The organism is Salegentibacter holothuriorum (assembly GCF_900168045.1).
Lineage (GTDB): Bacteria > Bacteroidota > Bacteroidia > Flavobacteriales > Flavobacteriaceae > Salegentibacter > Salegentibacter holothuriorum.
Genome location: NZ_FUYY01000006.1, coordinates 21,337 through 36,415 on the forward strand (window position 1 = coordinate 21,337; position 15,079 = coordinate 36,415).

Consider the following 15,079-nt stretch of genomic DNA (forward strand, 5'->3'; position numbering starts at 1 on the left):
CAGTTTATAGGTGTATTTTTAAACGTCAAGCTGAACTTGTTTCAGCTTCTAGCATGATATTAGGTTAGATCCTGAAATCAGGATGACGAAAAGATAGTATTTTCAGTTTTTTTTTGCGTTAGGGATTGCAGCGGAAAGCCCACAGCGAGTGGAGCGAGTGCGGACTTGCAGCGGAAAGCCCGACCCGCAGGGTAACGCCCAGGAGAACACTTAAGACATAAAATCTAATATTTTTCAGTAAATAAGATCAATTTCACCGGGCATTATATATAAGTATGCAGTAAATTATCTCGCGGCCAGCCCAAGAGGCCGTAAATGGAAAAATTTTTGGATTTCGAAACAATCATCGAAGCATTTAAATCTCTATTATGGAGAAAATTATCTAACACTGGGCCAACCCACTGCTTCAAGAAGATTTTAGAAATTGAAACGTGATATAATAAACTGCTTGCCAACCTAAAAGTGAACAAAACCTCTACTCATTTTTAAAATAAAAAATTAATTAAGGTTTTTTGTAACATTTAGACTAGTCTTTACGTATAAACTAATACAAGAGCTATTCACAATTAAAATCCAAGGAGACGATAGATGAGACAACTTAAAATTACGAAGCAGGTAACGAACCGTGAAACTGCTTCGCTAGATAAGTATTTGCAAGAAATTGGTAAAGTTGATCTAATTACTGCCGATGAAGAGGTAGAATTAGCACAACGAATTAAAGCGGGTGATGACCGCGCTTTAGAAAAATTAACTAAAGCGAATTTACGTTTTGTGGTGTCGGTAGCAAAACAATATCAAAATCAGGGGTTAACCCTACCCGACCTTATTAATGAAGGAAATTTAGGATTAATTAAAGCTGCGAAACGTTTTGATGAAACTCGTGGTTTTAAATTTATCTCCTACGCTGTATGGTGGATTCGCCAGTCTATTCTACAGGCGCTGGCCGAGCAATCGCGTATTGTTCGTTTACCATTGAATAAAATTGGATCTATAAACAAGATCAACAAAACTTTTGCTTTCTTAGAACAATCTCATGAGCGCCCTCCAAGTGCTGAAGAAATTGCGAAAGAGCTGGACATGACGATTAATGACGTTAAGGAATCTATGAAGAATTCCGGACGTCACGTCTCTATGGACGCTCCGTTGGTAGAAGGTGAAGACTCTAACCTTTACGATGTATTGCGATCTGGGGAATCTCCAAATCCTGATAAAGAACTTTTACACGAATCTTTAAGAACTGAAATTGAGCGTGCTTTAGAAACTTTAACTCCGCGTGAAGCTGATGTTATTCGTTTGTATTTTGGTCTTGGAGACCAGCACCCAATGACGCTTGAAGAAATTGGCGAAACTTTTGACCTTACCAGAGAAAGAGTTAGACAGATTAAAGAAAAAGCGATTAGAAGGTTGAAACATACTTCTAGAAGCAAGATCCTAAAAACGTATTTAGGATAAGATATTTAAGATGACAACAGTTAATGCCGGCGACGGCCGGCTAACATAACTGTTCGTTTTTTGATTGATGAATGACCCCGGCGTGATGAACCGGGGTTTTTTCATGACATAAATCAACTTACCCATTTTAAAATCCCAGTATATTTCAAGAAGTTTCACTCTGTGAACTACAGCAAACTAACTCGCGGCAAAACCCTGGTTAGTTTAATTTTGAATATCGCGTACAGTACATCTTAAATAATTTTCCAGAAGGCATCAAATAAGTATAATCTTATTATTTTTGTGGGCACACTTACAGCACAAAAATTATGACAACAAAACTTATTGCTCCATCTATACTTGCTGCAGATTTTGCCAACCTTCAGCGTGATATTGAAATGGTAAACCAAAGTGAAGCCGACTGGTTTCATATAGATATTATGGACGGTGTTTTTGTACCGAATATCTCATTTGGAATGCCCGTACTTCAGGCTATTTCCAAACATGCCGAAAAAACCATTGATGTTCACTTAATGATTATAGATCCAGATAGATACATCAAGGAATTTGCAAAATTGGGCGCCGATAATCTAACGGTGCATTACGAAGCCTGCCCACATTTACACCGCACACTACAAGCGATTAAGGCAGAAGGAATGAAAGCCGGAGTTGCCATAAATCCGCATACCAGTGTAGATTTATTGAAAGATGTGATCAATGATATCGACATAGTTTGTATAATGAGTGTAAACCCTGGTTTTGGCGGGCAAAGTTTTATAGAGAACACCTACCAAAAAGTTCAGCGTTTAAAAGAGCTTATTGTAACTCACAACGCTTCAACTTTAATTGAGATTGATGGCGGCGTAACTAACGAAAATGCTTCTCAGCTTATAAAAGCCGGTGCAGATGTTCTTGTAGCAGGCAGCTATGTTTTTAAAGCTAAGGATCAACTGGAAACCATAAAAGACCTAAAAAAACTTGCAAACTCCTAAGAATATCTACGATGTTATAATTATTGGTGGTGGCCCTATTGGGATTGCCTGTGCACTGGAAGCTGAAAAGAAAAACCTTTCTTATCTTATCCTGGAAAAAGGCTGCCTGGTAAACTCATTATACCACTATCCTACAAACATGACTTTCTTTTCAACTTCAGAAAAACTGGAATTGAACGATATTCCGTTTATCAGCAATAATCCTAAACCAAGAAAAGCCGAGGCATTGGAGTATTACCGGCGGATAGCCACTTCCAATAATATTAATATCAACCTATTTGAAAAAGTAACAAAGGTTGAATCACAAGATAATCTCCATATTGTTACCAGTATAAAAAACCAGTACACCGCTAAAAATATAGTCGTGGCTACCGGGTTTTATGACATTCCTAATCACTTAAACATTCCAGGAGAAAACTTACCAAAAGTATCGCATTATTATGGTGACCCTCATTATTATGCCACCCTAAAGACTATTGTAGTTGGCGCCAGCAATTCGGCTGTAGACGCCGCCTTGGAAATATACCGAAAAGGCGGCGAGGTTACTATGATTGTTAGAAAAGAAGATATTGGCCCCAGGGTAAAATATTGGGTACGTCCAGATATTGTAAACCGAATTAAAGAAGGTAGCATTAAAGCATATTTCCAGGCTAATTTAAAAGAAATCAGGGAAAACGAGGTGGTTATTGAAACCCCGGAGGGCGAACAAACCCTGGAAAACGACTTTGTGCTTATGCTCACCGGTTATCGCCCTAATTTTGAATTCCTCAAAAACCTGGGGATTAATCTATCTGATGATGGTCGTAAGATCCCGCAATATAATGAGGAAACGATGGAAACAAATGTGAAAGGAATTTATCTGGCAGGAGTTATTTGTGGCGGTGTAGAAACCCACAAATGGTTTATAGAAAACTCCAGGGTACATGCTAAAATGATCATGGAAGATTTGGCCAGATAAGTGTTGGTTTAATTTATAGCTTTTCCAAAAACTCTTTTAACAGAATTGCATGATTATGGGTTTTATCCTTCGAACCATACAAAAGAATTAGTTTTTTTCTTTTGTCAATTTCCTCCAGATCGTCAAGAATAGGTTTTCTGTTATCGTTTAATTCTTCGTCATAATTTTTACAGAATTCTTTCCACGAAATTTTATCTTCATGAAATTTCTTTCGTAAATCATCACTTGGCGCCCATTCTTTATGCCAGTAATTTAAATGCGCATCTTCTTTAGAAATTCCGCGTGGCCAGAGCCTATCTACTAAAATCCTGACATTATCTGAAGCTTTCTTATGCTCGTAAATTCTTGCTATCTCTATATTCATCTATTAAAAATAAAAAAAACGATCTTAATTAAAAAATCGCCTTTTTTAGGTTATCATAAAAATCCACTATTTCCCCATCAAAATAATTTCAGATGTGTTAAAACTATCATTTCTATTTAATAATTTTCCATAAAATTCTAAATCACTTTCTTGATCTTTAAATGATTTATCTATCCACTTTCCGGCCTTTTTTACCGGAAATTTATAAACTTTAATCTCTGGATAGGTATCCGGAGATTCAGAGGCGTCAATTCCAATTTCAATTTGTTCCCTCTTTCTATTATAGTACACATATTTAGCAAAAAAATTATGCTTAATTAAGCTAACAAATTCTTCAGGAAGTTCCTCACAAGATTTACATTCTTGAATGTATTGCTTTACTAATTGACGAAGGCTAAGCCTTATTTCGTTGGTGTTTAAGTAAGATGCCATAGGTGTTAATTTTATTAGTTTGGTTAGGCTAAATTATAGGTATACTTACTGGGCGAAAACTTTTTATGCGGAATTTAACTCCTAGTTGTTAATATCTCTAAATTAATTCAATTTTTAATAATAAAAAAGCACAATAAAACCTTTTCCTTTAAGGAAGTATAGATAAAAGTACATTTACATTCTTAACTTTTCATTAGTAATATCTCATAAAATACCTGAAAAACAAAGGATTCCAGGGTGTTTACTGTAAGGATTTCAAATTGATTTCGGCTACCTGTAAGCATCAAACAAAATCCAATATGGCTTCAAAATTAAGGGATATTCCCTATGCTATTCTTGAACTGGCTACAGTGGCCAAAAACTCTAGTGTAAAAGAGACTTTTGATCAAAGTTTAGATCTCGCTCAAAAGGCCGAAGAAATGGGTTATACCAGGTTCTGGCTCGCCGAGCATCATAATATGGTGAGTATTGCCAGTTCTGCAACATCGGTATTAATAGGTCATATTGCGGGAGGGACGAAAAATATTAAAGTAGGATCTGGCGGAATCATGCTTCCTAATCACTCTCCTTTAATCGTTGCTGAACAATTTGGAACTTTAGGAACACTTTATCCCAATAGAATAGATCTGGGATTAGGGAGAGCTCCAGGCACCGATCAGGTTACCGCACAGGCAATTCGGTCAGACCGAATGAAATCGGTTTTTAAATTCCCTGAGGAAGTAAAAAAGATTCAGAAATATTTTTCAGTAGAAAATGCTCAGAACAAAGTAAGAGCTGCCGTAGCTGAAGGAGTTGATGTGCCCATCTATATACTGGGATCAAGCACAGATAGTGCTCACCTTGCCGCCGAACAAGGCCTGCCTTATGTTTTTGCCAGCCATTTTGCTCCTGCCCAATTACACCAGGCTCTTAGTATTTATCACAATAATTTTAAGCCGTCAAAATTTCTAAAAAATCCTTACACCATGGCTGGTGTAAATATAATCGCTGCCGATACTACAGCTCAAGCTGAAAAAATATCGACTTCTCTTATTAAAATGATGCTTGGGGTAATGAGTGGAAATATAGATTATATGCAACCCCCAGAAGATTTCACTGATGAACATAGGCAGATTCTTGCCCACCCAGGTTTTCAGCGAATGCTTAAATATGCATTTATTGGTAATCCTGAGACTATAAAAGAAAAAACTGAAGCATTTATAAAGGAAACCGGTGTAAATGAAATTATGGCTGTCTCCCATATTTATGATCATCAAGATAGATTAAGGTCTTTTGAAATATTTTCTGAAATAATGAAGGGAAATATTTAAGATCGTAGTTTTATAATTTGCTTCCTTACTACAAAAGGCAGAATTATGCGAATATTAATTCTCTATTGAAAATTCACAAAAGCCACGGAGCATTTAATTATTGAAAATCTCTTCTTAGACCCCGAAATAAATTCGGGGTGACGTAGCTTTCGTCATGCTGAACTGGTTTCAGCATCTAACATGATAATTAGCACACTATCTCGAACAAGCTATTATCAAGGTGTTTCGTTACTTCGATGGGTAGACGGTAGTGGGTTTGTGGATTAGAGTTGTTCAAGTTTTTGAACTTTTGTCTTTTCTCTTCACTCCTCACTATTCACCCTTTACTATTTCCCCTTCACCCCCTCATTCCTCACTATTTCCTCTTCACGCAAAGATTGCCGCGCTCCTTCGTTGCTCGCAATGACGTAAATTAACTTTAAGTAAGACTCGGGCATTTGAATCTCTAATTAGACCTCCGAATAAATTTCGGAGCAGGCTTTGAAATTATTCAAGGTGACGTCATGCTGAACTCGTTTCAGCATCTAACATGAAAATTAGTAAATTATCTCGGGCAAGCTCCAGCACCCTTCACTATTTCCTCTTCACGTAAAAATTGCAGCGCTCCTTCGTTGCTTGCAAATGACGTAAATTATCTTTAAGCAAGTCTCGGGGCATTTGAATCTCGCTTATAGAGTAAAACAAAAAACCCCCTGATTTCTCAAGAGGTTTTGTCTTACTAGTTAAAATAGTGATTAATAATTTATCCCTATAATTAGTTATTGATCTTAAACATTCGTCTATAACCTAAAACTCTTTTCTCAAGTTAATCCCAGCTCCATAAAGCGGCTCGGCTACATTACTTAATTCAAGCCCCAGTTGCACATTTAACTGGACAAAAGATTGCAGTAAATTAATATCGAACAAGCCGGAAAAAATATCCCGGTTGGGACCGTAAAACCTTCTATATTGACCTTCATTATGGGAAAAACTTAATAAAAGTTTCCAGGGATAACTCACAAAATAATTCGAAATATTGCCGGAAAGCCCAAGATGATGGGCACTAAATTTATTATTTACTACCTGGTCTAATTCTTCATCATAAGTAAAAAATGGAAGGCCTATAATTCTACGTTCATAGGTGAAACCGGAATGATAGGTCACATAATTATTCAAATACTGATCACTTTTATGCGGTGCGCTGGAATTAATACTTTGATTCCGCGTATAATAAAACTCATATAAAATTCCATTAACCAGTCGGCTATCATCGTCAAAATCCAGGAAAACTCCATAGCGGCCATCAGGAAAATTAGCAAAGCGACTGCCGGTGCCATCTTCAAACATATGATTATATATGAAATTCAGTTGCATTTCAGGAGAAAGTCTTTTTCTTATTTCCAGTTCATAGGTTCCTAATTGATTTCCTAAAACATTCTGCTGATCACCAATTACGGCATTCTCACCGCCTTCCCTTCCTGCAATCACTTTTAGATAATCGGAAAGCCCATCAGGTTGTTGTCCTGATTCCGGAGAGTCTCCGGCCCATTGTGCAAAATGACGAATCCCTGCTTTCACTTCAAAATCAGGGTTAGGTCGATACACCAATTTAAAACCCTTGTGGTGCAAACGGGCATTGCTTACAAATCGATCTTCTCCCATTAAATAATCACTCCAATGTCCTTCAAAACCAAAGGCAGACTGTGAGCTGAAAAAGATCGTTCGGTTTGTAGCCAAAGAAACACCCGGCATCGGCCTGGCGTTTAGCGACCATAAGATACTTTCATTGGTAGCACTTAAGCCTTTATAAAGTTCTTCCTCCTGTTTGCGACCAATTACCGCTTCCAGCCAGTCATTATTATAAGCAGCATAAATTTCATCCAGGAAAATTTCGTCGCTATTTCCATCATGGTATAAAACCCCGGCGCCGATCTCTAAAGAATTTCCATTATTGAATTCTTTAAAAGTCTTTGCTGAAATCCATCCCGAAATATTAGTTTCTTCTGAAATTCTTCCTCGTTGATTATGATACATCCAAAAAGGAAGTCGTTGCAATTCCCCATCGTGAAGATATGCGTTAAGGTTTACAGAACCCGAAAAATCCCATTGCGCATAACCGCTAAGAGATATTAAGATGAAAAAGCTTGTTAAGGCTATTTTTTTTATCATTGATGATTAATTATTGATTGAGTTTTTAATTTTAGTTGGATTGAATATGAAAATAAGGTGAGATTGCCGGGCTCCTACATCGCTGGCGATGACGCTTAAGTTTAAGTTTATTTTATAGTGATTATTCACCCTGGTTTTCGGAAAACCTAGACTCAAGTATTTTACAGAGTCCTTTATGCTTATTTGGGTTTTGCTTCCTCAGTTTATTAATATTTTGCAATTTCCATCTTACTGCAGGAAATTGACTAAAATCATATATATTCCAATCTGGCTCACCTCTTTCTACACTCAGTAAAAAAGCTTTATCCTCACTGGTTAATAACGTATGTATGGTTTGAACCAGGACTTCCCTGGTTTGCAAATAATCTGTATAATCAAATTCTTCGCTGGTCATTCCGGCAAACTGATTATCAAATGCCTTCCTTTGGTCTTTATATATAGGAAACAAAATTTCACCTATGGGACGATTGGAACTAATTAAATAAAAAATAAAACCCTTTTTAATTCCGGAAGTAAAACCCTCTGTATCGAGCATATATTTAATGTCGAATAAATCCCGGGGATGTTGCCGGTCTAAAGCTGCACAAATTTTCCCTCCAAATAAATGGCCTAATTCAACTAGTCTCATTTCTGTAAATACTTCAAAATCATCCTGTGCTTTAACACATAACTGTGAAATTTGAGGTTCGTTATAACAGCCCCTCTTTACTAAGTTTACCTCAATTTTTACACTTGCCTCGCGGTGTGATATCAATAATTTAGCTTCTATTTCCAGGTGTTGAACCCTTAATTGCGTAAAAACTGTTTCTATATTCTTTTTTATTCGGGCAAGAGCATTATTTATAGCTATAATAGAAGTAGTCCTGTCTTGCAGAGGTAAATATGTTAGATCTATATCTACCGACAAGCGGGGCATATTTCTCACAAATAGGTTAATAGCTGTACCTCCATGAAGTGCAAAACACGTTTCTTTCCCAACTTCTGGCAAAATTGTAAGCAAAAGCTTAACCTGGTTTTTATAGGTCTGGATACTCATTTTTCTCCATTTCTCGGGGAACGGTTAACTTGTATTTTTTAATGTAAATCCCATTTTTAACTAAGCTTCTGTTCCCTTTTCCTAAATCAATATTCTCCACATTTAAATATTTAAACCAGGCATGTCCTGATTTTTCAGCAAGATATAGGAATAAACGTTTTACTTTTACAGAGGTGCATAGTTCTAATAATTGCTGGGTCTTTTGGGGATGCAGGTTATTGAGGCCCTGCATTATTTGAAAACATTCCATCAAATCCTGGGATTGCGGTGCCAGAAATAGACATTCTATTATTGCCCTGGCAGGTGATGAAATTTTTAGATCAAAATTTTCTTTTTTTTCAGTTAATATCATTCCCACATCTGCAGGAAGAAAAGAGGAAGTGTAATAGTTTATTTTAACTCCCCAATCATAATTTACAAACCAGACTGGTAAACTTTCTTTTGCATTCCCAAATAAATAAATTTCTTTTTCGGAAAAATCTAAAAAATGAATTCTACCCTGAATGGACAAAGCTGTCTTAGCTCCAGGATGTATACTTAAATTTAACTGCTGTTGCAAACTATAAATTGCACCCAAATAATCTATCTGATCATTTGCTCTAATCATTGCTCCGGTGCCAATAGAGAACAACCACTGACTGTTCCGGTATTTCCTGAGTAATTCGGGGCTGTATCCCTGTTCTGATAGCCAGTTACTCGTTAATACCACGCCCGGGGGCTGAAGCCCCAATAACTTGTTTATTTTAGATGGTTTATTAGTACTCATAGTTCATTTAAAAGCACTAAAATAAACAAACAAGCTGATAATGTTTAATATAATTTGAATTTATGAACTCTAAGTACGATTAAAAACTTTAAAACAAATCTAAAACCCAAATCACAAAACAATAAACCCAAAACAAAAAGATTGCCGCGGCATCTATTTCCCTGCGTTCAATTGATTTCTCGCAATGACGCTGCAATTAAAATCCAGTGTCACACTGAGCCCGAGGCGATAACCGAAGGAAAAGTCGAAGTGCTTGATAATAATTCAAACCTCATTATACAGTATACACTTTACAATATACATTCAAGAAACGACTGACGCAATCTTTTAATTTCTAAGATTACTTCTAATTGAATATTATCTCAAAAGGAAAACTCAAATCCTAAAGATTGCCGCGCTCCTTCGTCGCTCGCAATGACGGTGTATTTTAGATCATTTCTGCCCGTCATTGCGAAGGAGGTACGACTGAAGCAATCTGTTCTTGATACTTTGAAATCAAGTCGAAAGATTGCCGCGTTATTAATCTCCCTTCGGTCAATTAATAACTCGCAATGACAGAAAGGAAATAACTACTTAATAAACTGCGGCTTTATTTAAAAGGCGTGTTAGAAAAGATTTCTTTTCTTCACCATACGCATAACCGTATTTATTACCATAACCAAAATTCGCCCATTTTACATCATTCAGTACAAAATTAAGATCTTTGAATTTCCCGTCTCTTTTCGAGTCTACTGCGAATTGCAATAGTTTCTTTTCGGTATGGCCGGCCCTTACCACATATAGCGTAAGATCTGCCCATTTATTGATAAGGAAGGTATCGGTTACCAATAAAGAAGGAGCGGTATCAACAATTACATAATCATACATTTGTTCCAACTCCTTAAACATTTCGCCGGTTTTCGGTCTTCTCCAGAGTTCAGATGGATTTGGCGGAATTGTTCCAGATGGTAAAAGCTGCAAATTAGGGTTTTCAGTATTAGATTCTCTAATTAAGTCTTTAAGTTTGAGCTCGTCGTTGGCCAGGTAATCGCTTACCCCAATATGTGACCGGGCATCTTTTTCAAACCTCTGTAATTGAGGATTTCTAAGATCAGCCCCTACGATTAGTACTTTTTTATTTGTATTTGCCAGGGTTGCAGCCAGGTTAAAAGAAACCAGGGTTTTACCTTCACCTTTTACTGTGGAAGTTACAAAGATGGTATTCCCAGTATCCTTATCTGCCGTATTTACAATAAGGTATTGCAAGTTGGTATGCAAAATCCTAAAAGCTTCGGCAAGTACACTACGGTCGTTCTTTAAGACCATTTCATTTTTCTTCTTCTCCACCCGTGGAATTTCTCCTACCACGGGAATTTCTTTCGCTTGCTGTTCAAGATCTTCTCTACTTCTAACCTTGTTGTTAAGTAACCCTCTTAAATAAATGATGAGGAAAGGAATTAAAAGCCCTAGGATAAGCGATGCTAATAAAATTATTTTGGATTTTGGCGAAACCGGGGTATTACTGCTATAAGCATCATCTACAATTTTTGCCTTAGGCGCCGTTACTGCAAGAGATAAAGAATTTTCTTCCCGCTTTTCGAGTAAGAACAAATAAAGAGCTTCTTTAATATTCTGTTGTCTTTCTATCCCGCGATATTGTCTTTCCTTTGAGGGGACCGAAGATATTTGTGAACCAATAACAGCCATCTGCCGATCCAGATCTTTTTGAGCGATCCTGAAATTATTTCGCATCCGTTCCAAACTCTGTAAAACATTGGCGCGCATTTGCTCAATTTGCGAATTAAGTCTTAATACTACCGGGTTCTCTTCGGTTGAACCGCTTAAAACCCTGTTGCGTTCAAGAACAAGGGTGTTATATTCTCCAATAAGTTCGTTGACTCCAGATTCCTGGATACCTAAGTTTGCCGGTAAAAGATCAGAATTACTTCCTGTTTCCAGGTAAGTGATCATTGCATTGGCTAGTTCCAGTTGAGTTCCTACCTCTTGCTGGCGTTTTTTATAATCACTCGCATTTTCAATAAACATTTCAGATTCAGCCTCTATATTGGTAAGCTGGTTAGCCTCCTTGAACTCTTCTTTACCTACCTCTACCGAATCCAGTTCCTGGTTAATGATAGCAAGCCTTTCATCTATAAATTCAGCGGTATTAGTGGCTACGAGGTTTTTATCCTGAATAGCCTGTTGATTATATTCCAGAATTAACTGGTCCAGAATATCCTGTGCCTTTTCCCTTACAGGATCTACCAGGCTTAACTCAAGCAAGCTCGAATTCTTATCGGTTAAATTAATTTGAACAGCTGCCCGGTATTTTCCCACAACTGATTCTAAAGGACTAAAGCGTACTCCAATTTTTCCTGCATCCTCTTCCAGGCTTACCCCTGTTTTTTCTATTGTGACAGTAGCAAAATCTATAGTTACAGGGGCTCCAAATTTCCCTTCAATTACTTCTTCGGTTTCCGTATTAACAAGCTGAAATTTCTCTTCAGATTTTGGAACTATATAAAAAGTATTTCCCAATTCTTCTTGAATAGTTTTCTCTAAATTCTCTTCATCTAACTGAAGCGCCACCACTTCAAAAGGAGTTTTAGAATAAAGCTCTTTGGTTTTTACAGTTCCCTCTTCAAAATAAGTAATATTAAGGTTTAGTGCCTTAATAGTCTGGGTCATTAGAGTTTTAGACTTTAATATGCCTATTTCATTTTCGATACTACTCGCGCCCATTCCGCCTAACAGACCAAGATCGGCAAAAGCCGCCATTTCAGAAGATGGTCCTTTACTCTTTTCATCTTTAATAATAATACTCGCGGTAGTGCTATATTCTGCTGTAGAATATTTTAAATAAATAAAACCAATGAGTAAGCTAAGGATTACACCAATAACAAACCATGGCCAGTAACGTAAGTATTTTTCAACTTCATCCCTTAAGTTGATTTCTTCTTCCTGTGGACGATTTGGGGTAGATTGTTGAGACATAAATTCTTATCTTGTTAAAAGGACTGCCACAGAAACTAATACTGAGGCTATTGAAATATAAACTCCGGCATTCCGGTTATAACTTGCACTTTGACGTTGCGGTGCGTTAGGCTCTACATAAACCACATCGTTTTGTTGTAAATAATAATAAGGAGAATTAATAACATTAGCATCTCCAAGATCCAGATAAGCATGGGTAGTCACACCGTTTTCTTCGCGCATCACCAAAATATTATCCCTCTTTCCATATATGCTCAAATCCCCGGCCATCCCAAGGGCCTGGGATAAGGTAAAATAGGCATCCTGAACATCAAAAGTTCCGGGCCGATTTACTTCCCCTAAAACACTAATTTGAAAATTAACCAGTCTTACATTTACAATAGGATCCTGTACATATCTTCTTATTTTTTCTTTTAGATTAGCAGCTAATTCCTGCTGACTAAGTCCCTCTACCGCTACCTGGCCCAGGATAGGAAAATCAATTTTACCATTCTCTTCTACCAGGTAAGTTTGTAATTGCTGGCGTCCTACAGGACTAAGCCCTCCAATTTCTCCACCTTGAGAAACACCAATTACCGGAAGGTTAAATGGTAAAGCGGCAGTTTGTTCCGGTGCGGAAACGCTAATGGTAAGTAGATCATTAGGTTTAATTTTTAAACTGTTTTCTCTTTGTTTATCTATTCGGGCTTCGGCTTCTTCCAATCCCTGGAAGTAAACGATCTCCTGCCTTGAAACGCAGGAAGAAGCAAGACTAATAAGCAGCAAACCTATTACAGATAATTTAAAAAATTGGGGCAATTTCTTCATTTTTGAAAATTTGTGCAAATATATTGATTTATGTTAATTTTTACTTAAAAAAGTCCATAGACTTTGGTCGTTGGCCGTCATTGCGAAAGAGGTACGATTGAAGCAATCTCTTCTTAAGACTTTGATATCATTCAAAAGATTGCCGCGTCATCTATTTCCTTGCAGTCAATAGATTCCTCGCAATGACGAGGCATTCCGGGTTCTAACGTCATTGCGAAGAAGGTACGACTGAAGCAATCTTTTCTTCGTAGCTCAAACCTCATTATACATTCAAACAGTTGTCACCCCTATTAAACTTATCGTCAACCTGAACTTGTTTCAGGTTCTAACATGATAGATCCTGAAACAAGTTCAGGATGACGTACTACCCTGCAAACAAAAGATTGCCGCGTCGTTAATTTCCCTTCGGTCAATACACTTCTCGCAATGACGAGGATCAAATAAAATTATGATTGCGAAGGATCCCGAAGTATCGGGAGACTGAAGCAATCTGTTCTTGAGACTTTGAAATCAATTCGAAAGATTGCCGCGTCCGGCTATCGCCGTCCTCGCAATGACGATACGAATGAAATATTGCGTCAATTCAAAGGAGATATGACCGACGCAATCCGTCTACTAATTCTCTACCGTTTCCTTTTGTTGCCTTACAATTTTAATACCTTTTGGCCTGCCATATACCATGGTTCTTTGTTGCGACTTTCTTTTTAGTCCGGCAAAAGCAATTGCTACTACCACAAAAATCCCAAGCATAGCTAAACTCATCCCGATACTTTTTAGATCCCGACTTACCATCATATATATAATAATTATAACTAGGTTTAATCCTCCAAGTATAAAACTGGCCTTTTTATGACTTAGACCATTATCCAGCAATACATGGTGCATATGATTGCGATCGGCTTCAAAAGGGGTTTTTCCATTTTTTAAACGAATACAAATCACCCTAAGCGTATCAAAAATGGGGATAAATAAAACAGCTAAAGCAAATAACAATCTGTTTTCGGGCACAAAACCTTCTCTCATTAGGGATTCAGAAGGCTGCATTACCAGGATCTTCAAACTTAGAAAAGCGATCATAAATCCAATGACCAGGCTTCCACCGTCTCCCATAAACATCTTCCTGCGCCCTCTGGAGAAATTAAATCTTAAAAAAGCACCAAGGATTCCTGCTACTGTCAGGCTTATGAGCACAAAATAAGGATGCCCCGTAGCATAGAATACCGCCGCGTAAGTAAGCGAGATCACGATCCCGGCAATTCCTGCCAGCCCGTCTATCCCGTCTATCAGGTTATAAGCATTTATAAGCGCCACAACTATCAGGACTTTTAATCCATATCCCAGTACCATTGGGATCTCAGCTATCCCTAAAAAGCCATGCAAACTGGTAAGCTGTAGTTCCGGTGAGAAAATAATAAATGCCGCAGCAAAAAGCTGACTCACAAACTTAAGTTTAGCGGAAGAGATAATCAGGTCATCCTTAAGTCCAGCCATAAATAAAAAGGTAAGCCCTATTATTAGATGATTCCCGGTGGGTGAGTTACGCAAGGCCTGCAGGATGCTTATCACCAGGATAAGCACCAGGAAGAAGGCTACCCCTCCAAATGGCGGAATCGCTTGCTGGTGCGAACTACGTTCATTCACCTCCTTGACCAATGCCTTTTCCCTGCTCACCAATAATACCTTTGGCGTGAAATACCAGGTAAGTACAAAAGCCAGAAAAAATACACCTCCTGCAAAAATTAGATAATACCGGTGAAATAGGTCCAATAAAATGTCCTGATCCAGAATGTTCATAATTTAAGATTTTGGTTAGTAATTAGAGACCTGTAGGGAGATCTTGAAATATGATCGATTGGGTTGTT

Annotated in this window: 12 protein-coding genes; 4 read left to right on the top strand and 8 right to left on the bottom strand. The window is 37.6% G+C overall.

Going from position 1 to position 15,079, the window contains the following annotated elements; translation table 11 throughout:
• The first annotated feature begins 588 nt into the window (after positions 1-588).
• From B5X51_RS12755 to B5X51_RS12765, 3 genes are all read left to right on the top strand, one after another.
• Complete coding sequence (locus B5X51_RS12755) at positions 589-1,452, top strand: sigma-70 family RNA polymerase sigma factor (RefSeq protein ID WP_011708302.1); 864 nt, start codon at positions 589-591, stop codon at positions 1,450-1,452.
• A gap of 308 nt (positions 1,453-1,760) precedes the next feature.
• Positions 1,761-2,423 carry a ribulose-phosphate 3-epimerase gene (gene rpe, locus B5X51_RS12760; RefSeq protein ID WP_079721581.1) on the top strand — a complete coding sequence of 221 codons (663 nt, stop codon included), beginning with the start codon at positions 1,761-1,763 and terminating at the stop codon, positions 2,421-2,423.
• On the top strand, positions 2,410-3,381 hold the full coding sequence (locus B5X51_RS12765; protein ID WP_079721582.1) for a YpdA family putative bacillithiol disulfide reductase: 972 nt from the start codon (positions 2,410-2,412) through the stop codon (positions 3,379-3,381). Before rpe ends, B5X51_RS12765 begins: the two co-directional genes overlap by 14 nt.
• Positions 3,382-3,394: 13 nt before the next feature.
• Here B5X51_RS12765 and B5X51_RS12770 read toward each other — a convergent pair whose 3' ends face one another.
• Both B5X51_RS12770 and B5X51_RS12775 read right to left on the bottom strand, forming a co-directional pair.
• Positions 3,395-3,745 (bottom strand): DUF488 domain-containing protein, encoded by a 351-nt coding sequence (locus tag B5X51_RS12770; RefSeq protein ID WP_079721583.1) that lies wholly within the window; start codon positions 3,743-3,745, stop codon positions 3,395-3,397.
• Between the two features lie 66 nt (positions 3,746-3,811).
• The gene (locus B5X51_RS12775; protein ID WP_079721584.1) at positions 3,812-4,177 is read right to left on the bottom strand and encodes a hypothetical protein; all 366 of its coding nucleotides are present in this window, start codon (positions 4,175-4,177) and stop codon (positions 3,812-3,814) included.
• Between the two features lie 299 nt (positions 4,178-4,476).
• Between B5X51_RS12775 and B5X51_RS12780 the strand changes: the two genes are divergently transcribed.
• Complete coding sequence (locus B5X51_RS12780) at positions 4,477-5,487, top strand: LLM class flavin-dependent oxidoreductase (protein ID WP_079721585.1); 1,011 nt, start codon at positions 4,477-4,479, stop codon at positions 5,485-5,487.
• Between the two features lie 786 nt (positions 5,488-6,273).
• On the opposite strand, the gene B5X51_RS12785 is transcribed toward B5X51_RS12780, so the two are convergent.
• The 6 genes from B5X51_RS12785 to B5X51_RS12810 all read right to left on the bottom strand — a co-directional run bounded on the left by B5X51_RS12785 (position 6,274) and on the right by B5X51_RS12810 (position 15,011).
• Positions 6,274-7,635 (bottom strand): capsule assembly Wzi family protein, encoded by a 1,362-nt coding sequence (locus tag B5X51_RS12785; protein ID WP_079721586.1) that lies wholly within the window; start codon positions 7,633-7,635, stop codon positions 6,274-6,276.
• A 121-nt stretch (positions 7,636-7,756) separates the two neighbouring features.
• Entirely contained in the window at positions 7,757-8,671 is a 915-nt protein-coding gene (locus B5X51_RS12790; RefSeq protein ID WP_079721587.1) for a nucleotidyl transferase AbiEii/AbiGii toxin family protein, read from the bottom strand.
• Positions 8,652-9,437, bottom strand: coding sequence for a type IV toxin-antitoxin system AbiEi family antitoxin (locus B5X51_RS12795; protein WP_079721588.1), 786 nt, complete (start codon positions 9,435-9,437; stop codon positions 8,652-8,654). Before B5X51_RS12795 ends, B5X51_RS12790 begins: the two co-directional genes overlap by 20 nt.
• A 573-nt stretch (positions 9,438-10,010) precedes the next feature.
• Complete coding sequence (locus B5X51_RS12800) at positions 10,011-12,410, bottom strand: GumC family protein (protein ID WP_079721589.1); 2,400 nt, start codon at positions 12,408-12,410, stop codon at positions 10,011-10,013.
• Between the two features lie 6 nt (positions 12,411-12,416).
• Positions 12,417-13,217, bottom strand: coding sequence for a polysaccharide biosynthesis/export family protein (locus B5X51_RS12805; RefSeq protein ID WP_079721590.1), 801 nt, complete (start codon positions 13,215-13,217; stop codon positions 12,417-12,419).
• A gap of 615 nt (positions 13,218-13,832) precedes the next feature.
• Complete coding sequence (locus B5X51_RS12810; protein ID WP_079721591.1) at positions 13,833-15,011, bottom strand: glycosyltransferase family 4 protein; 1,179 nt, start codon at positions 15,009-15,011, stop codon at positions 13,833-13,835.
• Positions 15,012-15,079 lie beyond the last annotated feature (68 nt).

What these genes read in the sequence shown, in the direction of transcription:
- B5X51_RS12755 (WP_011708302.1), top strand. Translation starts at nt 589, where the DNA reads ATGAGACAACTTAAAATTACGAAGCAGGTAACGAACCGTGAAACTGCT.
- rpe (WP_079721581.1), top strand. Translation starts at nt 1,761, where the DNA reads ATGACAACAAAACTTATTGCTCCATCTATACTTGCTGCAGATTTTGCC.
- B5X51_RS12770 (WP_079721583.1), bottom strand. Translation starts at nt 3,745, where the DNA reads ATGAATATAGAGATAGCAAGAATTTACGAGCATAAGAAAGCTTCAGAT.
- B5X51_RS12775 (WP_079721584.1), bottom strand. Translation starts at nt 4,177, where the DNA reads ATGGCATCTTACTTAAACACCAACGAAATAAGGCTTAGCCTTCGTCAA.
- B5X51_RS12780 (WP_079721585.1), top strand. Translation starts at nt 4,477, where the DNA reads ATGGCTTCAAAATTAAGGGATATTCCCTATGCTATTCTTGAACTGGCT.
- B5X51_RS12785 (WP_079721586.1), bottom strand. Translation starts at nt 7,635, where the DNA reads ATGATAAAAAAAATAGCCTTAACAAGCTTTTTCATCTTAATATCTCTT.
- B5X51_RS12790 (WP_079721587.1), bottom strand. Translation starts at nt 8,671, where the DNA reads ATGAGTATCCAGACCTATAAAAACCAGGTTAAGCTTTTGCTTACAATT.
- B5X51_RS12795 (WP_079721588.1), bottom strand. Translation starts at nt 9,437, where the DNA reads ATGAGTACTAATAAACCATCTAAAATAAACAAGTTATTGGGGCTTCAG.
- B5X51_RS12800 (WP_079721589.1), bottom strand. Translation starts at nt 12,410, where the DNA reads ATGTCTCAACAATCTACCCCAAATCGTCCACAGGAAGAAGAAATCAAC.
- B5X51_RS12805 (WP_079721590.1), bottom strand. Translation starts at nt 13,217, where the DNA reads ATGAAGAAATTGCCCCAATTTTTTAAATTATCTGTAATAGGTTTGCTG.
- B5X51_RS12810 (WP_079721591.1), bottom strand. Translation starts at nt 15,011, where the DNA reads ATGAACATTCTGGATCAGGACATTTTATTGGACCTATTTCACCGGTAT.